Origin of the sequence: Fibrobacter sp. UBA2449 (genome assembly GCF_002342555.1) — a bacterium.
GTDB lineage: Bacteria > Fibrobacterota > Fibrobacteria > Fibrobacterales > Fibrobacteraceae > Fibrobacter.
This window is the reverse complement of record NZ_DDQF01000020.1, coordinates 1-26,158: the sequence shown is the minus strand read 5'-3', so window position 1 is coordinate 26,158 and position 26,158 is coordinate 1. Positions and strand designations below refer to the sequence as shown.

Below are 26,158 nucleotides of genomic sequence, written 5' to 3'. Positions count from 1 at the left end.
GCTATGCGAGTCCCAACCTGAGCTTAAGAACCAGGAAGAAGGCTTCGGAGATAATGCCACCGCTCATCTTGGAGGTTCCGCGCGTGCGATCGGTAAACACGATGGGAATTTCCTTCACGCGGAGTCCCTTTTTCCAAATCTTGAAGGTCGTCTCTATCTGGAAGCAGTATCCATCGCTCTTCATCTTGTCGAGGTTCAGCGCCTGCAGGGCCTCGCGACGGAAACACTTGAAGCCACCCGTCGCATCGCTAATCGGAAGGCCCGTCACGATGCGCGTGTACACGTTCGCTCCGTAGCTCAGGATAAGGCGGCGCAAGTCCCAGTTCACCACGCTGATGCGGTGATTCTGGTAGCGGCTACCGAGAACCAGGTCCGATTCCTCGGCGGCTTCGAGGAACCTGTTCAAGTCCGTGGGAGCATGACTAAAGTCGGCATCCATCTCGAATACGCGTTCGTAGTCGCGTTCCAAAGCCCACTTGAAACCAGTCACATAGGCAGAACCGAGCCCCATCTTGCCCTTGCGGCGAATCAGGTGCACGCGAGGATTCTTCTTCGACTCCTCATCGACCATGTCGCCCGTACCGTCGGGACTGCCATCATCGACAACGAGCACCTCGAGGCACGCGTTCTGTTCGAGAATCGCCGAAATGATAAGAAGGATGTTTTCCTTCTCGTTATAGGTAGGGACAATGACTAAGCTCTTCGGAAATGCCATATTCAAGCTCCAATACGCAACAATCTACAAATCTACGCCGCCAAAAGTTTCGGCAACAGGGTAAATCCGCCGTTTACGGCCATTCAACATCTCGGCCAGAAGCCCCAGCGAAATAAACTGCACGCTCATCACGAGCGAAAAGCCACCCGCAAGCAGGAGCGGGCGCACATGCATGGCACCCGTCTGCAGCCATTCATAGCCGAAGTAGCCGCAGACACCCAGACCGAGCAGCATGAACACGAGCCCGATAAGCCCGAAGAAATGTAGAGGCTTGGTCGAAAAACTGCGCATGAACATAAGCGAAATCAGGTCCAGGAACCCGGACACAAGGCGCGACACGCCGTATTTCGACACCCCGTGGACGCGGGCCCTGTGTGCAACCGGCATTTCGGTAATGCGGAAGCCCTGCCACTTGGCCATCACGGGAATAAAGCGGTGGTAGTCGCCATAGAGTTCGATGTAGCGGACCACGGAACTGCGGTACGCCTTGATGCCGCAGTTAAAATCGTGCAGGCGCTGGCCGCACACCATGGACACGGTCAGGTTGAACAGCTTGGAGGGCCACGTCTTGTGCCAGGGATCGAGACGACGGATTTTCCAGCCCGAAACCAGGTCGTAGCCATCATCCAGAATCTTGATCATCTTCGGAATTTCGAGCGGGTCATCCTGCAGGTCGCCATCGAGGGTAGCCACGTAGCGGCCGCGGGCCTTCGAGAAACCGACAGCAAGGGCATCGGCCTTGCCGCAGTTGAACTGGAAGCGAATACCGCGCATGAACGGATATTCCTTAGAAAGGTTTTCCAGCACTTCCCAAGTATTGTCGCGGCTTCCGTCATCTATAACGATGACTTCATATTCGAAGCCCGTCGGCGCAAGCGCGTCAACGATTTCCTTAAAGAGTTCCGGAAGATTCTCGCTCTCTTCCTTGACAGGAATGACTAGGCTTAAATCCATTTTCGCCTCCGGACTACTTCACCGCCGCAACGACCGTGGGTGAATCCACCTTCGCAGAATCTGCCTGAACGCTATCTGCTGCGGCCGGGACAATTTCATCGACCGTCATCGGCTTCGCAGGACTGTTCTTGATTTGCTCAACACTCATCTTCAATCGGTAGAGTCCCACATCGTCATACTCCGAAACGCTCTTCAAGCCCTGTTCCAGAGCATCCAGCGCTTTCTGCTTCTCGCCCACGATGTCGTAGACAAAACCGGCGGCCCAGTAGCAGCGCCATTCCTGCGGGAACTGCTTCATGCCAAGTTCCAGATACTTGACGGACGATGCCGCAAGTTTTTCCGCCTCGGCCTTCATTTCCGCGGTAAACGGCTTCTGGACGCGAAGAGCCGCAATCTTTTCGCGGGCAGCGAACGATATCTGGAGGTAGAGCGACACATAACTCGAAAGGAGCCTTGAAGTTTCGTCGTTGATGAACGCAGTACCATCACCTAAGCCACGGAACTTGAAAACGCTGTCAATCAAGCCCGAGGCGTAGGCAACATCAAACTCGTTACGCTTGGGATTGAGATCGCCCTTGATAAAGTTGTAGACGAGACCTTCCTGCACCATGTACTTTTCGAGGCCCATGAAATTGGAGGTTCCGACCGTCGTCGAAATCTCGATGGGCTTGTCCATGTTCTGGAGCGCGAGGTCAAGAACCAACTTGTGCTGCGTAAGCATCACGCCACTGCGGGTGCGGGCAGCCCATTCAACAAAGGCATCCCAGATCTGGTAGTGGGTCTTGAACGTATACAGTTTCACGGAATCTTCTGCCGAAAGCTGCTGACCTTCCATCTGCTCGATGCGGCTCTTGAGCTGCGGCATGAGGCGGTTAGCCCTGTTCACCCAGGTCGCGACAGAATGATTCGGATTCTGGGCGGAGCTGTTGTCGAGCACCATGTCGCTGTCAATCGTCTTCTTGTCGTAAGACAACTTGAGAATCGGTTCGTTGACGAGCATCTGCTTGATGTACCAGTCGGTATTGCCGAGTGAGAGGTTCACCACGCGCACGTCCTTGCGGACACCGGCAACTTCCTGAGCAAACCACAGCGGGAAGGTATCGTTATCGCCGTTCGTAAAGAGGATAGCGTTCGGGCGGCAGCTGTTGAGCAGGTTATAGGCGTAATCCCACGGGACCCACAGACCAGAACGGTCGTGTTCCTTGTAGTTCGAAACACAAGGAACAAGGAAGGACACCAGGACAAGCGCGGCGGCCACGGGAGCCGCGATCGAAGCATAGGCACCGGTAGCACACGTAAGCACCAGGATACCCGCGCCGACGCCCAAAATCATGCTCATGAAGATGAATGCGGGCGTGTAGAAATAATCACGTTCACGCACTTCCATATGCACGGGGTCGGGGAACGGAGCGCGCAGGCCACGCTGAGCAAAACCGCTCTCGATTTTCTTCCAGTTGACCCATGCCGTCGAATGCTCTGCCTTGTCGACGACTCGTTCGTACTTTGCGATTTCCGCAGCGGATGCCCCACGATTGCGCAGGGATTCGATGCTCAACTTGGCGTGTTCGATTTCCTGACGGAGGTCGATGAGCTCGTTCGGGTCGGGCACCTTCGAAATTCCGGCACCAACAGCATTCAAATCGGACACATTGCGTGTCATCACGCTTACCCAGTAATCGTGTTCACGCTGTTCCATGCGGGTTCCGTCTGCAAAGTTGATGTAGAACAGAAGCCCAAGGCTGCACAATCCATAAAGCACCGAGAGGTAAATGCCCAGATGCTTATTATGCCTATAGACGAATACGCAGACAAGAACCAGGAGGCCATTAAAGATAAGGAATATGAGCAGTTGCGGGAATATTTTGTCGCCCATCGTGCTCATCTGCGTCGAGAACTTGAGGCCTAATCTTTCCAGCGGCACATTCTCGGACTTATCAAAGCTATAGACGCCGTTCGAATAATTGACACCGCCCACCTTGTAAGGCAGATACTGAGCCATCTGGTAACCACCGTAGCTCATGTTCGGGAACGAGAGCACCTGGTGCGCAAGCTGCGAGCGACGGTAGAAAGCGCGGGTGAGCATGCTTTCGGAACCGTACTGCTTACGTTCTACGAAGTTATTGAACGCGACCCAGTTTTCGCCCTTGAACAGGTTGCCGAGCTGGAGGTTGCCCTGGTCATCGCGAATGTTGATTTCCGGGTCGTTCTCGTCAATAATCGGGTTGAGTTCCGAACGGATGGGAATGTAGAGGTGCGTGCTGTAGCCGACAAGCGCAAAGAACGCAAAGGCGAGCGAAAGGCGGATAGCCTTGTTCACGTTCGGAGAGAACGGTTTCGCCAACGTCAACACAGCAAGAACGATGAGACAGGCCAAGGAAATTTCGATGAAAGCCGAGACCATGTATATCACGGAGCAGAGGAGCGTTCCCGTAATCCAAATGGGCAGACGTTCCAAAATCTTCTTGGGCTGGGCAACAAGCAGGAGCACAAACACTGCAGGAACCGTGAGCATCGTATAAAGATGGGCACCCACACCGAGGAAAGCGATATAGCAGATGAAAATCAGGAGCTTGTCGCTGCCTTCGTCTTCGCGATTCTTGTACCACAAAAGTCCGAGGTAAGAGATAAGCATCAGGATAAACATGGCAACGCCGTAAACTTCGGCTTCGACCGCGTTGAACCAGAACGTATCGGAGAAGGTGAGAAGAAAACCGGCAACAAGGGCTGCAGAACCGAGCACGATGGTGCGAGCCTTGCCGTCTAACTTGTCGGACAGCTTGCTAAAGATGGGACGACCGAGCTTGTCCGCATCCGTTTTGACGGAATCGATAACGGAGGCAAGGAGCTCCCAAGCAAAGAGGGCCGTGATATAGACCGTAGCCGCAGAACTGAACACCGAGATGTAGTTCACCCGCTTCGCAATTTCTTCGACGAACGGAAGCAACACGATGACCGCACGGGCCAAGAACACGAAGAAAGGCGTTCCTGGAGGATGCGGGATGCCCAAGGTATTCGCGCAAGCGACAAATTCGCCACAATCCCAGAAACTGACCGTAGGAGCCATCGTCAATGCATAGACGATGAGAGCGACAAGCCCTGCAATCCCAGCAAAGATATGCTTCATCCATTTTTCCTTAATCATCACTAATTCTCCTTTTCCTGAGATTTAGAAACCATTCCACGCGCCTGAATGAACCCAGACATGAGGCCGTTGATAAATGCTCCCGAGTTATCCGTGCTGTACTTGTTCGCGATTTGAACGGCCTCGGTAATCGCAACCTTCATCGGAATATCCGCCACGTAAAGAAGTTCGACCATCGCTATCCGGGCTACAATCCGGTCCAATTTTGCCATACGCTCGATTTCCCAGTGCGCGGAGGCGGTCTTGATATTCTCATCAAGTTCGTCGTGGTGCGCCTGAACCAGGTCCACAAGCTTCATCCCATATTTTTTCTGTTCGTCATCCAGAGGCTGGCTTTCGAGAATTCCCGGAAGCGCCTCCCCCGCCGTCTGGCCCGTGATTTCCATGGAATACAGGAGCTGCATCGCAAAGACTCGGGCTGGTCGAAAACTTTTCTGCATAATCGTAATCTTTTAGTCTTTAATTGTTAGATGGACTCTAGATAGATTTGTAAAGGTTTGCCATCTCCACGGCGGTAGATGCCCAGTTTGCACCGAGGTTACCCGCCTTGAGGCCGGCTCGGTTCATAGCCTGGTCTACGGTATCGGTCGTGAGGATTCCGAGAATCACGGGGAGCTTGCCTTCGGCAGCGATGCTTGCGACACCGCCGGTAGAAGCGTTCACCACCACGTCGTAGTGGCTCGTCTCGCCGCGGATTACGGCACCGATGGCCATCACTGCACTGTACTTCTTGGAATCGGCGAGCCTGCGGCAAACGCCCGGGAGTTCGAATGCGCCCGGAACGCGCACGACAGTCACGTCCTTCTCGGCAACGCCCAGCAGTTCGAGCTGGCGGAGCGCCCCCTCCAGGAGCTTGTCGGTCACCACCTCGTTAAAGCGGGCGACCGCGATTGCAATCTTGAGGCCAGAGCCATTGAGGGAATTCTTGATTTCTTTAGCCATCTTATTTTTCCTCTTTCAAATTCTCTTGGGGCACAGCGCCGTCGATATGCAGCTGGTGGCCCATCTTCTTCTGCTTGGTGAGCAGGTAGAACAGGTTTTCCTTGTTCGGCTTGATTTCGATGGGCACGCGCTCCACAATCTTTAGGCCGTAGGCGGTAATGCCCGAAATCTTGCTCGGGTTGTTGGTCAAGAGGCGCATTTCCTTCACGCCGAGGTCGGCAAGGATCTGCGCGCCCGTACCGTACTGGCGGAGGTCCGACTTGAACCCGAGGTGCAGATTCGCCTCGACCGTGTCCATGCCCTTTTCCTGCAGTTCGTAGGCACGCAACTTGTTGCAGAGGCCAATGCCCCTACCCTCCTGCCCGCGCATGTACAGGAACACGCCGCCGTGCTCGCCGATGAACTTCATGGCGGCGGCGAGCTGTTCGCCGCAGTCGCAACGGAGGCTCCCGAAAATGTCGCCCGTAAGGCATTCGCTGTGCACGCGCACGTAAACCGGCTTGCTGAAGTCGGGGTTGCCCGCGACCCACGCCACGTGTTCCACGCCGTCGGTCTTGCTCTTGTAGGCGTATGCGGTAAAGTCGCCGTACTTGGTACTCACATGCGGGGCGGCCACGCGTTGCACCAGCTTCTCGTTCTTGAGGCGGTAGTCGATGAGGTCGCGGATGGAGATAATCTTGAAGCCGAACTTCTTCGCCACTTCCTGAAGTTGCGGCATGCGGGCCATGGTGCCGTCCTCGTTCATGATTTCGATAAGGGCGGCGGCGGGCCTTAGTCCGGCAAGTTTTGCGAGGTCAACGGCTGCTTCGGTATGGCCTGCACGGCGAAGCACGCCTTCTTCCTGCGCGTACAGGGGCGAAATATGCCCCGGACGGCCAAAATCGCTCGGCTTGGAAGCAGGGTCCGAAAGGGCAAGAATCGTCGCCGCACGGTCGTGGGCGGAAACACCCGTAGTGCAGCCTTCAATCTTGTCCACCATGATGGTGAACGGCGTACCCAGAATCGAGGTATTTTCCGCAGTCTGGCGGGTCAAATTCAGTTCATGGCATCGCTGAATGGGCAGCGGGCAGCAAAGCACGCCACGGCCCTCGTGGAGCATGAAGTTCACCTTCTCGGGCGTAATCTTTTCGGCGGCGATGACGAAATCGCCCTCGTTCTCGCGGTCTTCGTCGTCGACCACAATCAAGAACTTGCCATTCTTAAAATCTTCTATGGCCTCTTCAATCGTATTAAGCAAGGTCACGTTCCTTCAGATAATTTTCAATGTACTTGCCGAGCATGTCGACTTCCACGTTCACGATGGTCCCGGCAACCCAGTTACGCAGGTTCGTGCGGGCAAGGGTTTCCGGTATAATGCACACGCGGATGGAATCCTCGAACTTCTCGGCGACCGTAAGGCTGATGCCGTTCAGGGAGATGGAACCGCGGCGGATAATGTAGCGTTTAAGGTCCGCAGGCATCTTCAGGTCGACTTCCACGCCCGTTTCGCGCGGAACCACCTGGATGACCTCGGTAACGCAGTCCACATGGCCCATCACGAAGTGCCCGCCCATAAAGCTATCGGCACGGCACGGAAGTTCCAGATTGACCAGTTTACCGACTGCGGCCTGCTTGAAGGCGGTATTTTCGACCGTCTGGTGCATCAGGCAAAAAACCGCTTCATCATCGGTACAAGATTCAATGGAAAGGCACACACCGTCGTTAGCGACGCTATCGCCCAGTTTGCAATTCTTGAAAAATCCCGGCGACCTGAGGCGCATCGAAAGCGCATCGCCCCGAGACTCTATCGAGACGATTTCGCCGGTAGATTGAATAATTCCCGTAAACATACGCCGGCAAATATAGAAAAAGGCGAGTGCTGCGCCAACACAAGCATTGCGTTGGCATAGCCGAGCCGATCTATATGCGTCCTGAAAGGACGCCATTTAGAAAAAAAGCGTATGCGCAGGGGCAAAATATTAGTTTACCCCATATAAAAAGACCCGGCATTACCGCCGGGCCCTTTAAAGAAGGAGCATCGCTCTTACTTGTAGAGCTGATCCACTTGCGCGGTAATTTCATCGCAGGACTTTTCCACATCGTCCTCGGTATAGGAATAAACTGTGTAGTCAACGCCATCGAGTTTGCCATCGCAAGACTTCTTGGAACCGCCGGGGCAGTTCGTGCCGGTCTTGGCGGCATCATCGATGCCAAGGGCTTTCAGCATTTCGCCAGCCTTGCCGCAAGCATTGGTCATCTTGGTCTGGTCAGCTGATTCTGCACAAATGTTGAGGTCTCCGAGAAGCGCCCCCAGATTGGCCTTGACTTCGCAAGAGTAGGTCTTGTCAGAAGCGCTGGTAGAATCGTCGTCGTCACAGGCGGTGAACATGGCTGCAGCGGCGATTGCTGTGCAAATCAAGAATTTTTTCATGATATGTTTCTCCTTTAAGTTGTTCGAGACTAAATATAACCAAAAAAAAAGCCCGCACGTTCCTTTTTTCAATTTTTCATATAATTACAAAAACATTTCAAGAATCTTACACGCGTGTAGTTTTCGCCATTTTCATCTTCTGAACGCCCCCAAATCCGCCATCCGCCCAAAAAAACTATCTTTGGATTGATAAGAAACAAGGATCTCCATGAGAAGAAGAGTTGTCATTACCGGCCTCGGCGCCGTTACCCCCGTTGGTAAATCAGTCCCCGACATGTGGAACTCCATCCGCGAGGGCAAGTGCGGGATTGGCTCCATCACGCTGTTCGACGCCAGCAACTGCCCCGTGAAAATTGCAGCAGAAGTCAAGGACTTCAAGCCCGAAGAACACGGTTTGGACCCGAAAGAAGCACGCCGCATGGCACGCTTCACGCAATTCCTGGTTGCGGCCGCGAACGAAGCCGTCAGGGACGCAAGCCTCAGCCGCGAACAGCTCGCCGAGGACACCACCGGAATCGTGGCCGGCAACGGTCTATCCGGCATGGACATCCTCGACGAGACTTACAACAAGTATATCGAAGGCGGCAAGCGCAGGGTTTCGCCCCTTGCCATGCCGGAACTCATCCCGAACGAGGCGTGCGCGAACGTCTCGATTGCACTCGGGATTACGGGACTCGCCCACACGGTCTGCACCGCCTGTGCCTCCGGCACGGACGCCATCGGGGTCGCACTGGATTCCATCCGCTCGGGCAGGCTCGACGTGTGCCTTGCAGGAGGCTCCGAAAGCGGGATTACCGAATATTCCATCAAGAGCTTTGCGGGCATGCACGCCCTCACCGACAAGTTCAACGACGACCCCACGAAGGCGTCGCGCCCGTTCGACAAAGACCGTAGCGGCTTTGTCATGGGCGAAGGCGGTGCCGTGATGGTACTGGAAGAACTCGAGCACGCGAAGGCCCGCGGGGCAAAGATCTATGCGGAACTCGGAGGCTATGGCGCCTCTGCGGACGCATACCACATCACGAGCCCGCGCCCGGGTGGAGAGACCTGTGCGAAGGCCATGATCCGCGCCATGAAGGATGCGGGAATCGCCCCCACCGACGTGGACTACTACAACGCGCACGGCACCTCGACGCACCTGAACGACCTCACCGAGACGCAGATGCTGAAAATCGCGCTCGGCGAGCACGCCTACAAGATCAAGGTGTCGAGTACCAAGAGCATGACCGGCCACTGCGTGGGCGCCGCAGGCGTCATCGAGGCCATCATCTCGACACTCGCCGTGCAGGACTCGTTCTACCCCGCGACCATCAACCTCGACAACCCCGACCCAGAATGCGACCTCGACTACGTGCCGCACAAGGGCATCGAAGGCAACATCGACGTCGCCGTATCCGCATCGCTCGGGTTCGGCGGCCACAACGGCGTGGTTGTCATCAAGAAATTCAAGGAATAACCAGAATCAAGGAGCGACATATGTCCGACTGGCTGTTTAAATCGTGGCTCAAGATTTCCGCACTGACGGCAATCCTGTTCTTCTTTTATCACCTTTTCATTTCGCAGAAACTCGAGGAAGAATCCTTCACATCTAGCAAGGACAAGTAGGTAACCCATGGAACAGAACAAGGACATCCTCGACATCCAGGCGGCCGAAGCGAACCAACACAAGAAGAAAAAGTTCATCCTGTGCTACCACAGTTTCAGCGCGACGAACTTCAAGAGAGCCCGCACGCAAATCCGTAAACTTGCGGACGCCGCAGGTTCGCCCATAAGCATCGCAGTCGTGCCCTCCATCGGGGCCGTGCCCGAATCCGAGGCGGACGAATTCCGCGAAGAACTTGAGAAGTTCGTGCAGGAAGGCTACGAGATTATGCTCCACGGTGCCCGCCACCGCGCAGACCTCTTTATCAAGCGTAGCCTGCAGGGCAAGTTCGCCCTCTGGATTTCGAATAACGAGGCCGAATTCGCTGGCCTGAACGAGCGACTCACGCAGACGCTCCTCAAGCGCAGCCTAGCCCTCTGGAACGCCCACGGCACAGAAAAGCCTTCCGGGTTCATTCCGCCCATCTGGTTCGGCAACAAGTACCTCAAGAACCTCGCCCTCGACATCTTCGACTACTACGAGGATTACCACGGCATCTACCAGAAGACGGAAAACGGAATCAAGAAGACCAAGTCAAGGCCGCTCAGTTTTTCCATCTACCCGCCCGCGATGCTCGGAATCGTGCAGACCTACGCCTGCCTCCGCATGCTCCTGCCGGGTGGCACACACCGCCTGGTGTTCCACGACAAGGATTTCAGGACCATCGGCGAAAAACGCATTTTGAACATGGTCCGCTACATTTCCACCATGCGCGAAAAAATCATGTACAGGGATCTCTAAAACCAATACGACAGGATTCGAACATGATGTTAAGCAAGTTTCTTTCCCGTATCGAATTCGATTCGTACGAGGACCTCTACAAGAATTTCAAGATAACTATCCCGGAAGACTTCAACTTCGCCTACGACGTGGTTGACGAATACGCGAAGACCGAACCCAAGCGCGAAGCCCTCGTGTGGTGCGACGACAACGACGAAGACCACATCTTTACGTTCAAGGATCTCTCGCTTGCCTCCATGCGCACGGCGAACTTCCTCTGCGAACAGGGAATCAAGAAGGGCGACCGCGTGATGCTCATCCTCCGCCGCCGCTACGAGTTCTGGTTCTTCCTCCTGGCGCTCCACCGCATTGGCGCGATTGCAATACCCGCGACGAACATGCTCGCCGAAGAAGACCTGGAATACCGTTTCAACGCGGCCGAAATCAAGATGGTCGTGAGTTACGACGAACCCTCGCTGCAAAAGGAAGTGGACAAGGCAAAAACAAAATGCCCGTCCGTCGAAAAGCTCGTGACCGTAGGCCAAACCGCCCGCCAGAACTGGGTGAGTTTCTACGACGACTACGAAATCTACCCCGCGAAGTTCCCGCGCCCGCAAGGCGAAGAGGCGACCCACAACGACGACATCATGATCGTGTACTTCACGAGCGGTACGAGTTCGAACCCGAAGATGGTGGCGCACACGTTCACCTACCCGCTCGGCCACATCGTGACGGCAAAGTACTGGCAGCACGTAGTGGACGGGGGCAGGCACCTCACCGTCGCGGAGACCGGCTGGGCCAAGGCCCTCTGGGGCAAGATTTACGGGCAGTGGATTGCGGGTAGCGCAGTGTTCACCTACGACATGAAGGTGTTTATCCCGGGCAAGCTGCTCGAGAAGATGGCGGAATACAAGGTGACCACCTTCTGCGCTCCACCCACCGTCTACCGCTACATATTGCACCACGGACTGAGCCGTTACGACCTTTCGAGCCTCAAGTACTGCACTACCGCAGGCGAATCGCTCAACACCGACATCTACAACAAGTTCTACGAGCAGACGGGAATACGCTTGCAGGAAGGCTACGGCCAGACGGAACTCACGCTTACCACAGGCAACTTCGGGTTCACCGAACCGCGTCCGGGTTCCATCGGCATGCCCTCCCCGGGATACCGCATGGAAATCGTGGATGCCGAAGGCAAGCCCTGCGCCACTGACGAGGTGGGCGAACTAATCATCAAGATAGACCAGGGGAAACCCTTCGGCATGTTCGGCGGCTACTACCGCGACCCGGAACGCACCGAGAAGGTGTTCGAGGGCGGAGTCTACCATACGGGCGACACCGCCACCCGCGACAAGGATGGATACCTGTGGTTCGTGGGCCGCACCGACGACCTCATCAAGAGTTCGGGTTACCGCATCAGCCCCTTCGAGGTGGAAGAAGTGCTCCACAAGCACCCCGCCGTCCTTGAAGTGGCGGTGACGGGCGTCGAGGACAAGGACCGCGGCCAAGCCGTGAAGGCGACCGTCGTCTTGAAGAAGGGCTACGAGGCATCAAAGGAACTCGCGAAGGAAATGCAGCTTTTCGCGAAGAACGTCGCGGCATCCTACAAGAGTCCGCGCATCATCGACTTCGTGACGGAACTGCCCAAGACGATTAGCGGAAAGATTCGCCGCGCCACCATCCGCGACAAGGACAAGGCAGACGCTTCGGCCGAAGCCGAGGCCACCGAACAGGCACCCGAAGAAAAATAGATTCGGTATACAAAAAGAGACGCCCCCACGGGGCGTCTCTTTTTTCAAAAGTGTCAAGGTTTTACTTTTCAGCAGCGAACTTCTTGGAAGCGGCCTTGACCTTAGGGTCGTTCTGGGCTTCCTTGATCTTCTGCTTGATGCCGTCCTCGATCTGCTTCTTGAGCTTGGCAGCGAGGGCGGGGAAACGGTCTTCCAGGGAATCACTGAAGACGGCCGGTTTCTTGGCGGAAGGAGCGGCACCCTTGCGCTTGGCGTTCAACGGGCGCTTCTTCTTGGCCGGGGCCTTCTTTTCTTGAGCTTTTTCTGTGGATTTCGGTTCCTGAGGCTTGACTTCTTCTGTGGTTTTGACTTCTGTTTCTTCTGCCATGATGTACCTCTTGGAAAATGTCTATCGACAATGATGTTAATTTGACGCGCGCAAAGATAGCAAAAAAACGCTAATTTTGCAAGTACGGTCTTTCGGAGAGCCGTCCTCTAGCCCCGGTTTTCGAGCCAATGCGAAAGGACCGTTATGTCGGCGGGACGCACACCGGGAATACGGCTAGCCTGGCCCAATGTGAGCGGCTTGTGCGCGTTCAGGCGCTGACGACTCTCGATGCTAATCGACGTCACCTGCATGTAGTCGAAATCTTCGGGCAGGCGAACGGATTCCATCTTCTTCTGGTCGTCGATTTCGCGGGCCTGACGGTCAAAGAACCCTGCGTAAATTTCTTCGGCGTACATGAACCAACGGTCGCGGCGCGTCAGCGGCAAGTCCGGAAGCGCAACCTTGAACAGCTGTTCGGGGTCGATTCCCGGGCGGCGGAGAACGTTAATCCAGCGGGTGCGCTCGGTCGCGGGCGCCTGGCCACCGGCTTCAAGAACCGCGTTCGCCTGTTCGGGCAGGGCCGATTCCTCGGCAAGACGCCTCCGGGCGGTCTCGACAAGTTCAACGCGGCGTTTCCAGTCGGCAAAGTCGTTATCCGAAATCATCCCGATTGCATGCGCACGTTCCTTGAGGCGATTTTCCGCATTGTCGCTCCGGAGGAAGAGCCTGTATTCGGCGCGGCTCGTGAACATCCTGTAAGGCTCGTCGAGCAGGATGTTCGTGAGGTCGTCCGCCATTACCCCCAGGTAACTGTCGGAACGACCTAAAATAAAGGGCCCTTCGCCCTTTATTTTGAGAGCCGCGTTGATGCCAGCCAGTAGCCCCTGACCCGCAGCCTCCTCGTAGCCGCTCGTACCGCAGACCTGGCCTGCGAAATAGAGTCCGGGAACCTTCTTACATTCAAACGTCGGGAAAAGTTGCGTGGCATCAACGGAATCGTATTCCACCGCATAGCCAATCTGCAGCACATGGGCTCGCGTAAGGCCCGGAATCGTGTGAATTGCAGCAAGCTGGATATCCGCAGGCAGGCTTGAACTGAACCCGTTGATGTAGACGCGCCCGATATCTGCCTGTTCCGGTTCCAGGAAAAGCTGGTGACCATCGCGGTCGCCAAAGCGGTTAATCTTATCCTCGATACTCGGGCAGTAGCGTGGCCCCTTGCCGTGGATGCGACCGCTAAACATAGGGCTATCCTTGAACCCGCTGCGAAGAATATCGTGCGTCCTGATATTCGTGCGCGTAATCCAGCAGACGCAGTCGTTTCGCACAAACTTGTTTGCAGCATCGCCCCAGAAATAATCCGCATCGCGGCCGGGGACAGTATTTTCCAAATGACGGTCGCTCATGGGCCAGGCGACATCATCGCCGTGCTGCACATCGCATTCATCAAAGTCTATGGAATCCGGGTCGAGCCGGCTCGGCGTACCCGTCTTGAGCCTGCGAAGCACAATGCCGTTTGCGGCAAGGCATTCCGAAAGTTTATCCGCACTCGGCTCGCCCACTCGCCCACCGATACTCGTTTCAAGCCCGGTGAACATCTTGGAGGCAAGGAAGGTGCCGCTCGTAATCACGAGTGCACGCGTCACGTAGCGTTCGCCATTCAAAAGTGTAAGTTCCAGGCGGCCATCGGGCATGCGCTCGAACGCGGCGAGTTCCCCCTGGATAACGGAAAGCCCGGGAAGGTTCGTAATCACCTCGCGGGCAACTTCGCTATAATACTTCATGTCGCACTGGGCGCGCGGGCCCCATACGGCAGGTCCCTTGCTCATGTTGAGCATGCGGAACTGGATACCCGCCTTGTCTGTCAGGAGCCCCATCAGGCCGCCGAGCGCATCGATGTCGCGCACGATCTGGCCTTTCGCCACGCCACCCACGGCGGGGTTACAGCTCATGCGTCCGATGGCGTTCACATCCATCGTAAGCATGGCGGTCTTAACGCCGAGCTTCCAGGCGGCATGAGTCGCCTCGATGCCGGCATGGCCGCCACCGACTACGACGACATCGAATTCTGCAATGAGAGACATTACTTGGCAGCGGGCTTCGCTTCGGGCGCCTGGGCTGCGGCAGGCTTGAGCGTATCGACCACTGCCGGCTTGGGCGGGTCAATCTTCCACTCAACGTTCTTGCCTTCCATGAGGGCGGCGATTTCCTGCTTGAGGGTTTCCTTCTCGCTTTCGAACGCAGTGTATTCCTTGTACGAGGCATCCGGATTCACGAGGTAGACCTTCGGAACGTAACCGTCGCTGTAGAGTTCACCGAACTGGCGGGATTCGTCCCACACGATATTGACGGTATCGTCGAACTTCGCGTTGTCGGCAAACTTGCGGATGCCGGGCTTGTTGTTTCCACCGCTAGCAACGGCAACCGTCGTAAGTCCCTTCGGGGCAAATTCCTTCGCGATGTCGAGAATCTGCGGAGCGGCGTGTGCACAGTGGCCACAGGTCGCGGAGAAGTAGAAAATCAGGAGTGGCTTGCCGGCCCAGGTTTCGAGGTTTTCGGCCTTGTTCGTGATGCCGGTGACCTTCACCTTGTAGTTCATCTTGGCAGGCATGCCGTTAACAAGCGTATCGCCGCGGAGGCCCTTCACCTCCTCCTTGAGTTTCGCCTCGGCTTCCTGAGCCTTCTTGATAGCCTCTTCACGAAGGACCTTCATCTTTTCGTTGTAGCGTTCGCCGACAGCCTTGAGAGAATCTTCAGGGAGTGCAAGAGCTACAGTCGTATCGCGGACATTCGCAGACGCCTCACGCAAGCCAAGCACGAAGTAGTTCAAGTCGAATTCGGTCTGGAACTGCGCACCGATGCTGCTGAACTGGTTTTCGAACTGCACACCGATGAAGTAGGAGAACTTCTGGTTGCGGGTAGCCTCGGCACCGAGAACGACGGGTTGATTCTTGGGGGCGGGAGCCTTCACAACAGGGAGGGCCTTCATAGCCGAATCCATATAGGCGCGGAACTTAGCCTGGTCTCCGTTGAAGGAGGCGTTCGTCGCGCTATCCGGGCGAATGGACGCCATACGGGCACGGGCGTTGGAATTGTAGTCAAAGCCGATATCCCTCAGCGTATCCGGTTCGACCTGGAGCCTAAAGTTCGTATCCTTCTCGGACTTGTAGGCGTCCCTGATACCCTGGACAACGGCATCTTCGTCAAGTTCTTCACCCATCTGCAACGGAATCATCTTGAAGTTATGGAGGCCGAACTGGGCACCCAACATATAGGCGAACTTCTGATCGTCAGTAGAATTCGGGGTAATCTTGGCTTCGGACTGGGCTCCACCCTGCATATCGCAGGCGGCAAGCATCATGGCAACAGACGCAAGGCCAAACAGCACTTTAGATTTCATTTTTCAACTCCTTGAACCAATGTTCAAAATTTTACGGACAAAAAATAAAAAAAATACGTGCTCGAGATACGGGAGACGCTATAAATTTATCCCAACAGCGCAAAACCGAAGCGTAAACAAAATTTTTAGGCCTTTTTGGGCTCATTTGGACGTCTCATCCGTTTTTATGTATAGATAGGGGCAAACCCCTCGGGGGCATCCTGCAAAAATTCACAAGAACAAAAAGCTAGTCAATGTCGACCAGGAGGGTCTTCATCTCGCTGGGGAAATTCTTACAGACAAATGTGCGCGGGCTGTCCCAATAGGGCAAAAGCAGTTCAACCTTGTACGCATAGAGCATGTGGCTATGCGCGCCGAGAACGCGATAATCTTCGTCATCAAGACCAGAAGTCGCCATTTTTTCGTAATAGAAGCCATTGCGCCAGTAAAGCCTGTCTCCCACGATGGGGAATCCGAGTTCGGCAAGGTGCGCACGGATCTGGTGCTTGCGACCGGTCAGTAGTTCACATTCAAGCACAGAGAACCGCTCGCCGTCGCGTTCGAACCGCGAAAGCGTCCGGAAAACCGTCGAGCAGGGCTTTCCATCCTCGAAATGGAACATCTTCAGGCGGATTGCGCTTTGCGGATCTTCGCGCAGGGGCAAGTCGCAGCGGTATTCCTCATAGGGAAAGCTCCCCCGCACCACCGCCAGATAGAACTTGCGGAGAAGAATGCGGTCCAGGTTCTTCTGAAAGCGCGCCGCCGTTTCCGCATATTTCGCAAAGAGCATGAGGCCGCCCGTATCGCGGTCCAGGCGATGCATGGGAACCGCAGTCTCGCAATCGGTCGCACGGCGCACCACGGCAGTAAACGTGTTGTAGAAAATGCGTCCGGTATGGTGCACCGGGATTCCGGCAGGCTTTGCGACAAGCAGGAACTCGTCATCCTCGAACACGGTGTCGAAATCTGTCGGGACTTCGGGTTCCTCGTAGTTTTCAACATGGTACACGACCTTGTCGCCCTTGTGAGCAACGGTTTCAAGGTTCGCGACAGCTCCGTTCAGGGAAACTAGCCCGCGAGCAAAACGATCGACCCATTCGTCGCGGCTGTGGTAAGTAAAGCGTTCCACCAGGGAATCGAGCAAAAGGCGCCCATCCTGTTCCGGGCGGACTTCGCTCTCGAAATACATGTCGCTCGGAGCACGCACAGGTTACCTTAAGGAATCACGTTCGAAGCCCTTGGGGGCCGGGCCATCCTCGAAGACCTCGAACTTCTGCGAGCCGATGACAGCGCCATTCTTGTAAGCCGTTTCTACAAGGTAGCGTCCAGCCGGAATCTTCTTCTTTTTCGTGTAGCTCCGGTAGCCGTTTTCGCGACCACCCCGCATGACCATCCTGCCAGAAGAAACTCTATCCGTAAGCCTGTATTCCCCTGTCGCCTCATCCTTCACGTACCAGCGGTATTCCAGTTCCGCCTTCAATTCCGCAGGCGCATAAACCGACGAAAGATAATAGACTTCCGCACCGTCGATTCGATGAACCGACGGAAGTTTGAACCCGAGTGTCTGCAAGAATGTCGGCTTGTCGATATCGCAGGAGTAGTTCTTCTTATCAAAATTCTGGCAGACCAGTTGCTGCTTCAGCACGAGCGGAACAGGCGGGACCCAGTTCATGATATAGGCGATGACCAAGGCCGAGCTGATCAGAGCCGGAGCAATCAGCACGCGCCTCTTGTGGTGCGACAGCTTTTGGATTCCGACACAGATGCCAAATGACGCAAGCGTGCTCAAAAAGAACCAGATAAATCCTATTCGGTGTACCAGGTGCGGAATCGCAAAATTCAGGAACATCGTCCCGAGCAGGCAAAAAAACGCGAGGCTCACGCCGAAGCTTTCATACTTTTTTTTGAGGAATTCATTACCGACCAGCAATACGGCCAAAAACAGCACCAGAAGGAACGAGGCCAGCGAACCGCTGCTCTTGAAGTAGCAGACGACCAGTGCGCTGAACATACTTCCGAAGCAGAACTGCACCATCCAGGAGAAACGGTCCTTCCACACCTCGCTCCATTCTCGGTCCAAAAAGCGGTGTTCCACCACGATGGCATTCTTGGGGATGGCGGTAGACTCGTAACCAATCTTGTCAGCCAGCTTTTTGGCTTCCGCAGTCGAGGCGTCCGCAGCATTCTTGAGTTTCGTCGCCGAGGCATCAGCCACGTTCTTGATTTTCGAGGCGACCACTGTCGTTGCGGGCTTCGCAAAATTCGCCATTTTCCCGGCCACGGCCGAAATCTTGGAGGTCGAAGCCGGGTTTTGCGACGGCACCTGCTCAGGAGCCTCTGTTTGCGCAGTGGCAGGCGCTTCTACCGCATCCGTTTTCTCCGGGACCTTCGATTCCGCCTTCACCGGGGAAGCCGATTTCGCAGCCTGCAGGCGTTCCTTCGTCCATCCTTCGGGATGTTCCAGATGTGCCGACAGGAGAATTACCAGGATGAACGCGCCGATATAGTACGCCAGAAGGAAGAGCAAATCGGACTGGTCAATCTGCTGACCAAGCGTTATGGAATCCCAGCTGAACCCCGCCAAAAAGGCTATTGCCGGAAAAAACTTTTCGACCTTCTGGACTACGGGCTTTTGCCTCAGGTTGTCAATCAACTGCATTGTTTCTCCAAATCAATCCCTGTATAAATCATGTTCTAGAATATAGCGATAGACTTCTGGCGCAAGCCCGTCCGGCCTTTCGCTACGATTGCAAAGCAGGCTTTTGCGGATTCCCGTACTCGAAATCCGGCCAACAAAATTTTCCTTTTCCCCAATCCAGAAAAGGTCCGCATATCCCTTCGCCTTGTGTTCCGCGACATCGGGCTGCACGTAGCCATTGCGCGCAAAGACAATCAGTTCAAAGTCCCGAAGCAGGAGGTGGCCGTTATATTCCGTGCCATAGAAATGAAGCGGGTCGCGCCAGTGCGGAATATTCTCGTAGCTGTCCGCACCCACCAAGAGGCGGAAATTCTTGTCAGGGAACCTTTCTGCAAGGCCTTTCAAGAATACGTAGGAACCGCGAAAATCTCCCTGTTCAATTTCAAGGTCCGAAAGGACAAAGCGGGGTTCGTCGGAAGTAACGAGTTCAAGCATCGCAAAACGGTCTTCGGGCGCGGCGTTCAGCGTCTTGTCCCAACGATCGGGGCTCGGCACGAACCACACCTCGTCGCAAAGTCCACGCGAAAGGCAAATCCGTGCCACCTTGACATGGTCTTCATGGACGGGATCAAACGCGCCCCCCATGATGGCAATATTCTTCAAACCAGACATCACGCTCCGCCTAGTAGACGTAGGCCGCAAATCCGAGATTTAACTGGATGCGGCTACCCGAGACTTTCTTGTTCAGGAAGGGATCGTAATGTTCCAGGACCCTCCTGTAGCCCACTTCCGCAAAAAGCATCGTCTTCGAAAAGATATTCAGGAGCGACCCGACGCCAACTCCCCATTCGTTCCAGGCGACATCGCCCTCGTCGGAAAGGTCCTTGAGTCTCGAATAGTTGCCGACAAGATAGACATCGCCCAACAGCTGGACGCCCAGTTCGACATCGAGGTTCGTATGTTCGACTTCCACCTTGTCGCCGTCATCCGTCTTTTCATCGCAATCGAAGAATCCATAGCCCACACGGAAGAACGCGACGTGAGGAAACCAGATGCCCAGCATGGGTTCAATCTGCCGTAGCCCCAGTCCCTTCTCCGAGCCGACTCCCGTTCCCGAACCAAAACCGAGCGCTCCACCCACAAAAATAGGGGTCCGGATGCTGGTGGTTGATGTTCCGGTCGCCGCAGGGGCGGTAGAAGTCTTGGGGGCGTTCGAACTCTGCGCAAAGGCGCCGCCGCAACAGGAGGCGACAAGCCAAACGAGGCAGACAAGGAATTTTCGGATATCTTGTTTCATAGTGGGATTCTTATTACAATATAATCAATCTTTCGAACCGAGAATGCGCCGGTAGCTTTCATAACGCGCTTTCGAGAGCCTGCCATCGCGCAATTTTTCGAGCACAGAACAGCCCACCTCCTTCACATGGAGGCAGTTGCTGAACTTGCAGGTAAAAAGGTCGCTCTCGAAAAAGCCGGGGAAGATTTTCGCGAGGGATTCCGCATCCATGTCCATGAGGCCGATGCTGCGGATACCCGGGGTATCGATGACATAGCCGCCGCCCGGCAAATCGAAAAGACTCGAAGAAATCGTCGTGTGACGTCCCTTGCCGTCCTTTTCGCGCACGGCGCCCGTCTCAAGGCCCGCATCGGGAACGAGCGCATTTACGAGAGTCGACTTGCCAACACCACTCTGACCGCTGAATACGGAGGATTTGCCCTGGAGCTCGGCTTTCAGCGTTTCAAGGCCCTCCCCGTTCTTTACGGAAATAGGAATAAACTTGTCTACAATGCTTGCAAAGTCGCGTATCGACTCCGGAAGTTCGCCCTCCAGCAAGTCCATCTTGGTGAGCACGAGAACGAACGGCAAATTGTTGAGGTTCGCCGCAAGCAAGAAGCGGTCCATGAACCCGTAGTTGAATTCCGGCTGCACGACGCTAGCGACAATCACCACCTGGTCGATATTCGCGGCAAGCGTCTGCTGCTTGTAGAAACTGTCGCGCGGGCCAGGGCGCTTGAGTTCGCTTTTCCGCGGAAGCACCCGCACGATGCAATACTTCTGGGAGCCCACGCCGTCTCCCGAATCATCGCCGTCGTTCACCAGACCGACAAGCACGCGGTCTCCCACGGCCGGGAACTCGCCCAGCGCCTTCGATGTCGTCGCGCGGTACATGGCGGTCACGGTTTCATCCGGAAGGCGCACCTCGCAAGTGCGGCGATGCACTTCCACGACCAGGCCCTCGACGCAGTTTTCCTCGCCGATGTTTTCGACAGGGTCCTTGATGCGCTTGATTTTCGCCTTCTTGAATTCGCGGCTGAACCGTTCCTTGGTCGGGCGCTCGTCGACGATTCCCGAATCCCATTCGCGCATGGCGTCGATTCGGCGGGAGCGGTGCGCCCGTCGCGTCGTCCTGATTTCGCGGAATTCATCATCTTCCAGCATGTCCATCGAGCATCCCAACTAAAAAGGTTATTCCACAAGCATCTTGAAAATGACCTTGCCTCGGGAACCGACCACGAGCGCGTTGTCCACGACGGCAGGCGAAGATTCGAAATTGTCGCCAATCTTTTCGCAGAACAGGCGCTTGCCCGTCGCCCCTTCGAAGATATACATGTTGCCGGTGCAGTCGCCCTGCACCACATACAGCTTGCCGCTTTCGTCGTAGAACCCGACAGGAGAAGACCAGGCGTAATGTTCGAGCGGGACGCGGTAGACAACCTTGCCCGTGTAGCGGTTCATGGCGACAAGGTCTCCCTTGAAGACCGGCTTATGGATGCTGATGGGCACGATGATGAGGCTATCGCAGTCGCCGCGCCCAATCAGCGGTGTCGAGTACATGCCGCCGTCGAAGCTCTTGCCCGCGATTTTTGCCTTGTTGCACTTGAACTTCTGTTCCCAGACCTTTTCGCCCGTAAGCCCGTTCAACTTCACGAAGTAAGAAATTCCGCTGTCGCCCTGCTTGTCCATTTCGCTTGCCGTATAGACAAACGGAACGCCGTCCTCGACATCGATCACCACGGAACCGTCGGTATCGTCGTGGTTGTCATAGCGCCATACGGGTTTCATCGTGTCGAGGTTGATGCAGATGATGTTCCCGTAGTTGTCTCCGAAGTAGCCGTAGTTGCGGTACACGGCAATCGAGGATTCCACACCAGCCGCCTTCTGCTTCTTGACCTTGTACTTGAGGCTCGAATGGAGCTTGAGGCCACCCTGTTCGCGGATAAACTTGTAAATCTTGCCGTTCTCGCCGGGGCGGATTAAAAACTGACCGACAACAACCGGCGAAGAATCGTAGGCCCCCCAACCGCGCCAGGCATCGTGGTCGCGGTTGTACATGTGCGTCACCTTGTGCTTCTTGAGGTCGATGACTCCCGCGCCAAAAGGAACCTCGTCGCTCTTGGGGACACCATGTCCAAAGTAGAGGTTGCCGTTCATCGACGGATCTAGCGAGATGCTCCCCTTGATGGGGTTCGTGACATCAATCGCCTTGCGCGAGGCCTTGCCCGTCTTGAAGTCGATGAAGTAGATGTGGCTGCTGAGCGAGCCCACCATGATTTCTTCGTTGCTGAAATTCTCGGTCAGGCCAAAGGAAGAATTCCTGAACATGTCGGCGATACTGTCCGGCCAGTTCACGTAGACCGGCTGGCCAGTCCATCCGGAACCGCCACCCCATGTGCCGAGCTTGGTCGGCTCGCTGTCGAAATCCGTTTCGAACTTCCACGCGACCGTAATCTTCGAGGGCGTCCCCTTGACCTTGCCCTCGTGCGGAGTGTTGCGCTTGAGCCCGCCGCGGAACGTGAAGATTCCCGGAGTCTTCTCGTAGACATCCTCGAACGAATCAATCGTCCCGGAAACCCCGGTAGAAGCGTCGTCGACGACATACTCGAGGGCACGCGCCGAGGCCATCATCGTATCGGGAAAGTGCTCCTCGACAACGGGCTTCTCCTCTACAGGCGCAGGGGCTGCCTCTACGGGCGCCGGTTTCACATCGGCAACAGGAACGGCCTCCTGCTTCTGCTCCGATTCTCCATTGCAAGCGGAACAGATTCCCGCAAGAAGGACAACCACAATCTTCATCCCGTATCTCATCTTCTACTCCTTTATACAGCGAACCGACAAGGCAGCCGTCCTGGAATATGTTCCCTTGTTAAAATCCTCGTCGACACAGTAGAGGCTCCAGGAAATATTCTCGGTAGAGCTCCACATGCTGAGGAAGCAGTCGCGGTATTCGCACTTCTTGCGGCTTTCGCAATAGCCCGCGGGTTTCGCGTCAAAACCAAAATCGTCAAAGCCGTTGCCGTTCCTGTCCCATCCGGATTTCGCCTTCAGCGCATTGCCGACGCTCCTCACTCCCGTCTTTCCAGCATAGCCATAGAGCTTCTGGAAATCGTCGTTCGAAGGCAGGCGCCACCCGACAGGGCAGGCCTTCTCGGCCACATCCTTCGGGTACAGACGTTCCGAGCAGCCTTTCGCGGCACCGCCATAGCAAAAGCTTCCCTTGGCCGCATACGCCAGATTTTCCGCAAACCAGACCTGGCCGCCAATTTCCACCGTGCGATAGACGCGGCCGTCCCGGCTGTCGGTAAACTCCGACCTTGCGCCGTCTTCGGCAAAAGCCACAGAAGCAAGCGCCAAAAGCAGGAATGTCACCAAGGCTCTATGCAAGGGCTCTCCTAGTTCAACGCGCGCACGTGGACCATCACGTCCGTCGTGTCGTTCGCCTTTACCGCGGGCGTCTGCAAGGTGAGTTCAATCTCCTTGCGGATATCCTTCACCTGCCCCTGCAACTTTGCGAGGCGCTCGCCCGCAAGCTTCGGAGTCGCAATCATCGTCTTCGTGAGCGGGTCAATCCATTGCCCCTGCGGGTTCTTGAAACCAAAATGCAGATGCGGCCCCGTACTGCGGCCCGTAGACCCCACCTTCCCGATGAACTGGCGGGCGGCCACATGCGTCCCCACGCTCACGCTCCTCTGCGAAAGGTGCATGTAGTAGCTCACGAAACCATCGCTGTGCTTGATGGCAATCTTGTTTCCGCTCGCATCGTCATAGCCCGAAACCGTCACCACGCCATCGGCCACCGCATACACCGGGGAACCCATACTGGCGCGATAGTCCACGCCCGCATGCAGGCGGTATTCGCCAAGAATCGGGTGCAGCCTCTTGCCGAAGCGGCTACCGATCTGGATCTTGTCGAGCGGGTAGCGGAGCCCGTTGAATATCAGCGCCTCGCCGTTTTCGGTATAGTGCGCATTGAACGAGCTCTTCGGGTCACCATCGAAATAGAGGAAAGCCTCGTGATGCCCCACCACGCGTCCATCGAACTCGGCGTAGATGACCTTGCCGCTCACCCAAACGCCATCCTTGTCGAACGTGTCCTCGAGAAGCACGCGGAAACGGTCTCCGGGCTGTGCGCTCTGGAATGCAATCTTGCACTGCAACACGCCGCTCACCACGCCGCGCATGCGCTGCGGAATGCCCGACTTGAAAAGCATGCCGTCGAGGGTGCCGCCCTTCTCGAGAACACCCTCGTAGACAGATTGCTTGCGGACAAAGGGTTTTTCCACCTTCTTGTAGACAAATCCGGAATCCACCCAGTGCACCAGGTGGACAAGAATCGCGTTTTCCTGAAAACGGAAGACCTTCACCGAATGTTCAGCCTTTGCCGCATGCGCCGCAGAATCCACCAGCGCGTAAAAGCGCTGTCCCACCTTCAGCTTACCCATGTCAACACTGTCGAGAAGTGTATTCACCAACTGAGCCATTTCCTTCCGGGAGATGTTCATGCGTTCCAGGACCGCGTAGGGACCATTACCGGGCTGGACCGTGTCGCTGAGAAGCACCACATCGGAGGGCGTTTTCTTGAGCCGGTCAATCTCCTGGTACAGCGAATCCGCCCGCATTTCGAGAACGGCGACATCCTTCTGGAGGTTCGTCAGGGTTTCTTCCTCGTGACAACCGGAAAGCAGGGCGAGGAACAGGGCAAAAAATACGGGAACCGTGTATTTCAGAAATTTCATCTAGGCATTCACCGGTAATAAGTTCAACAACAATAATTTAGAAAAAAAAATGCAACCACAACGAAACCACCTCATCAGCAAGCACATTGCCATGTTCAAGGGGCGATTACGTCGGCAAACATTTCACCATGTCCGGGTATTTTTCTTTCTTCTAATTTTCAGTCATGAATTCGCTTACAACAAAAAACGCAATTTTATTCACGTCACTTCAACGACTCCTCGTACTCGCGAAGTTTTTTATAGCCGGGGCTTTCGAGCGGGAGAATGGACGAGTCGAGTTGCAGGGGTTTATAGCCTTCAAGATCGTTAGGATTAGTCTGTATCGTAATTGAAAAAAACCTTTGATTCGCAGGAATAGAAATCTCAAAAAAAGGGCCATCAAAATAAATTTTTTTCCGAAGTGATTCAGTTCTTTCATTCAAACTGCAATTTTCAATATTCTCATTATTACAAATCATTCTATGATTAAAGAACACACCTGAAATCACCCTCAGACTATCCCCACCATAGACGACATGGTACAAAGAATCATCTTTCACGCCAACAAGGCCATCCCATATAGACAACAAAAACTCCATGTCAAAAAAATCACTTTTCATGGGAACGTTCATAGAAAAGCATTCAATCAACAGATTGCCAGACAATTCTTCTGCATAAATTTTTCCACCCCAAAAGCGCCTATTTCCAAATAGATTTGCACAGAGCTTTTCTGGATTTAGAATTATTTCCTGACTATCCTCTATAGGCCCTCTTTTCAAGACATTTACACCGGTTATCCGGGTAATATTCCACTCATCAAAATAATCCACTCTTTTTTCCACAATGCGGTAATTGGGCGTTGAAGAATGATTCAACGTAACGCACGATATAAAAAAAAGCACACTCATCACAAATAAAACAACTTTCATTTACACCTCAAAAAAACAACTGACGAGTCAATTTCTTCAAAGTAATCAAACACCTTCGTATATATATCAAATTCTCTTGGCTTTTTATCAATAGCAAGCTTAAACCTTCTATAATAGAAGTACTTCTTCTTTTCGTGTTGTTGCAGATAGCCCATTATTATATCGCCAAAATGGTTTGACGGATTGTTTATTTCACAACTAATATGCAAATACGCATGTTTCTCTAGATTTATTCCTTGAATTTTTTTGACCATTTCAGAGTCCAACGAAACATTTTTGCGACATTCTTTTGCATCTGCATATTGTAGAAGAAAATTTCTTTTTTCGATATATTTCTCCGGATTAAGCCAAGGAAGCATAGACACACGTGGCAACTGATATACGGTTGTCTGATTCACATCCCCATTTAAATTCAGTCGATACAGGCGCTGCATTCCATTTTTTTCATAGAAGACAAAGAAAGCATCTCCTTGAAAGATATCCTTTCCAAAAAAACTTGAAAATGCGTCTTGACGATATTCAAAAATTTCTTGAGAGTTTGCTGTCGATAAAAAAGTAAAACTATCATACGCCAATGAACATTCATCATTCGCAATCAATAAAACATTCGAAGATGTAAATTTCTTTCTGTA

General features: G+C 54.5%; 25 protein-coding genes. 4 read left to right on the top strand and 21 right to left on the bottom strand.

The window, feature by feature from the left end:
- Position 1: 1 nt before the first annotated feature.
- The 8 genes from B4B27_RS12960 to B4B27_RS12925 form a co-directional block, all read right to left on the bottom strand.
- Entirely contained in the window at positions 2-715 is a 714-nt protein-coding gene (locus B4B27_RS12960; RefSeq protein WP_290727057.1) for a polyprenol monophosphomannose synthase, read from the bottom strand.
- A gap of 24 nt (positions 716-739) precedes the next feature.
- A complete protein-coding gene (locus B4B27_RS12955; RefSeq protein WP_173364984.1) occupies positions 740-1,669 on the bottom strand; it encodes a glycosyltransferase family 2 protein in 930 nt (309 codons plus the stop codon).
- A 13-nt stretch (positions 1,670-1,682) separates the two neighbouring features.
- Positions 1,683-4,811: a DUF2723 domain-containing protein gene (locus tag B4B27_RS12950; protein WP_290727055.1), complete on the bottom strand. Its 3,129-nt coding sequence runs from the start codon at positions 4,809-4,811 to the stop codon at positions 1,683-1,685.
- Between the two features lie 2 nt (positions 4,812-4,813).
- Entirely contained in the window at positions 4,814-5,251 is a 438-nt protein-coding gene (nusB, locus tag B4B27_RS12945; protein WP_290727054.1) for a transcription antitermination factor NusB, read from the bottom strand.
- Between the two features lie 37 nt (positions 5,252-5,288).
- Positions 5,289-5,753 carry a 6,7-dimethyl-8-ribityllumazine synthase gene (ribH, locus tag B4B27_RS12940; RefSeq protein ID WP_173380795.1) on the bottom strand — a complete coding sequence of 155 codons (465 nt, stop codon included), beginning with the start codon at positions 5,751-5,753 and terminating at the stop codon, positions 5,289-5,291.
- A gap of 1 nt (position 5,754) precedes the next feature.
- The gene (locus B4B27_RS12935) at positions 5,755-6,996 is read right to left on the bottom strand and encodes a bifunctional 3,4-dihydroxy-2-butanone-4-phosphate synthase/GTP cyclohydrolase II (protein ID WP_290727053.1); all 1,242 of its coding nucleotides are present in this window, start codon (positions 6,994-6,996) and stop codon (positions 5,755-5,757) included.
- A complete protein-coding gene (locus tag B4B27_RS12930) occupies positions 6,983-7,582 on the bottom strand; it encodes a riboflavin synthase (protein ID WP_072811528.1) in 600 nt (199 codons plus the stop codon). The genes B4B27_RS12935 and B4B27_RS12930 overlap by 14 nt, the downstream gene beginning before the upstream one ends.
- A 194-nt stretch (positions 7,583-7,776) precedes the next feature.
- Complete coding sequence (locus B4B27_RS12925) at positions 7,777-8,163, bottom strand: hypothetical protein (RefSeq protein WP_290727052.1); 387 nt, start codon at positions 8,161-8,163, stop codon at positions 7,777-7,779.
- A gap of 208 nt (positions 8,164-8,371) precedes the next feature.
- Between B4B27_RS12925 and fabF the strand changes: the two genes are divergently transcribed.
- The 4 genes from fabF to B4B27_RS12905 are packed head-to-tail and all read left to right on the top strand — an operon-like array spanning position 8,372 to position 12,279.
- A complete protein-coding gene (gene fabF / locus B4B27_RS12920; RefSeq protein WP_290727050.1) occupies positions 8,372-9,619 on the top strand; it encodes a beta-ketoacyl-ACP synthase II in 1,248 nt (415 codons plus the stop codon).
- A 20-nt stretch (positions 9,620-9,639) separates the two neighbouring features.
- Entirely contained in the window at positions 9,640-9,768 is a 129-nt protein-coding gene (locus B4B27_RS12915) for a hypothetical protein (RefSeq protein WP_290727049.1), read from the top strand.
- A 7-nt stretch (positions 9,769-9,775) separates the two neighbouring features.
- Positions 9,776-10,546 carry a polysaccharide deacetylase family protein gene (locus tag B4B27_RS12910; RefSeq protein ID WP_173380791.1) on the top strand — a complete coding sequence of 257 codons (771 nt, stop codon included), beginning with the start codon at positions 9,776-9,778 and terminating at the stop codon, positions 10,544-10,546.
- A gap of 23 nt (positions 10,547-10,569) precedes the next feature.
- Positions 10,570-12,279 carry an AMP-binding protein gene (locus B4B27_RS12905; RefSeq protein WP_173380790.1) on the top strand — a complete coding sequence of 570 codons (1,710 nt, stop codon included), beginning with the start codon at positions 10,570-10,572 and terminating at the stop codon, positions 12,277-12,279.
- Between the two features lie 61 nt (positions 12,280-12,340).
- Here B4B27_RS12905 and B4B27_RS12900 read toward each other — a convergent pair whose 3' ends face one another.
- From B4B27_RS12900 to B4B27_RS12840, 13 genes are all read right to left on the bottom strand, one after another.
- The gene (locus tag B4B27_RS12900) at positions 12,341-12,646 is read right to left on the bottom strand and encodes a hypothetical protein (RefSeq protein WP_173364992.1); all 306 of its coding nucleotides are present in this window, start codon (positions 12,644-12,646) and stop codon (positions 12,341-12,343) included.
- A 107-nt stretch (positions 12,647-12,753) separates the two neighbouring features.
- On the bottom strand, positions 12,754-14,670 hold the full coding sequence (gene mnmG, locus B4B27_RS12895) for a tRNA uridine-5-carboxymethylaminomethyl(34) synthesis enzyme MnmG (RefSeq protein ID WP_290727048.1): 1,917 nt from the start codon (positions 14,668-14,670) through the stop codon (positions 12,754-12,756).
- Entirely contained in the window at positions 14,670-15,986 is a 1,317-nt protein-coding gene (locus B4B27_RS12890) for an FKBP-type peptidyl-prolyl cis-trans isomerase N-terminal domain-containing protein (RefSeq protein ID WP_290727047.1), read from the bottom strand. The genes mnmG and B4B27_RS12890 overlap by 1 nt, the downstream gene beginning before the upstream one ends.
- 226 nt (positions 15,987-16,212) lie before the next feature.
- Positions 16,213-17,172 carry a pseudouridine synthase gene (locus tag B4B27_RS12885; protein WP_290727046.1) on the bottom strand — a complete coding sequence of 320 codons (960 nt, stop codon included), beginning with the start codon at positions 17,170-17,172 and terminating at the stop codon, positions 16,213-16,215.
- 3 nt (positions 17,173-17,175) lie between these two features.
- Entirely contained in the window at positions 17,176-18,624 is a 1,449-nt protein-coding gene (locus B4B27_RS12880) for a DUF2914 domain-containing protein (RefSeq protein ID WP_290727045.1), read from the bottom strand.
- Positions 18,625-18,636: 12 nt separating this feature from the next.
- On the bottom strand, positions 18,637-19,275 hold the full coding sequence (locus B4B27_RS12875; protein ID WP_290727044.1) for a nicotinate-nicotinamide nucleotide adenylyltransferase: 639 nt from the start codon (positions 19,273-19,275) through the stop codon (positions 18,637-18,639).
- Between the two features lie 10 nt (positions 19,276-19,285).
- A complete protein-coding gene (locus B4B27_RS12870) occupies positions 19,286-19,900 on the bottom strand; it encodes a hypothetical protein (protein WP_290727043.1) in 615 nt (204 codons plus the stop codon).
- Between the two features lie 24 nt (positions 19,901-19,924).
- The gene (gene rsgA, locus B4B27_RS12865; protein WP_290727042.1) at positions 19,925-21,049 is read right to left on the bottom strand and encodes a ribosome small subunit-dependent GTPase A; all 1,125 of its coding nucleotides are present in this window, start codon (positions 21,047-21,049) and stop codon (positions 19,925-19,927) included.
- A 21-nt stretch (positions 21,050-21,070) separates the two neighbouring features.
- On the bottom strand, positions 21,071-22,690 hold the full coding sequence (locus tag B4B27_RS12860) for a hypothetical protein (protein ID WP_290727041.1): 1,620 nt from the start codon (positions 22,688-22,690) through the stop codon (positions 21,071-21,073).
- 3 nt (positions 22,691-22,693) lie between these two features.
- Complete coding sequence (locus tag B4B27_RS12855) at positions 22,694-23,266, bottom strand: FISUMP domain-containing protein (protein WP_290727040.1); 573 nt, start codon at positions 23,264-23,266, stop codon at positions 22,694-22,696.
- Between the two features lie 8 nt (positions 23,267-23,274).
- Positions 23,275-24,618: a M23 family metallopeptidase gene (locus B4B27_RS12850; protein ID WP_290727039.1), complete on the bottom strand. Its 1,344-nt coding sequence runs from the start codon at positions 24,616-24,618 to the stop codon at positions 23,275-23,277.
- Between the two features lie 203 nt (positions 24,619-24,821).
- Positions 24,822-25,526, bottom strand: coding sequence for a hypothetical protein (locus B4B27_RS12845; RefSeq protein ID WP_290727038.1), 705 nt, complete (start codon positions 25,524-25,526; stop codon positions 24,822-24,824).
- Positions 25,523-26,158: hypothetical protein (locus B4B27_RS12840; protein ID WP_290727037.1), on the bottom strand; the 636-nt coding region annotated here is incomplete at its 5' end. The genes B4B27_RS12845 and B4B27_RS12840, both read right to left, overlap by 4 nt.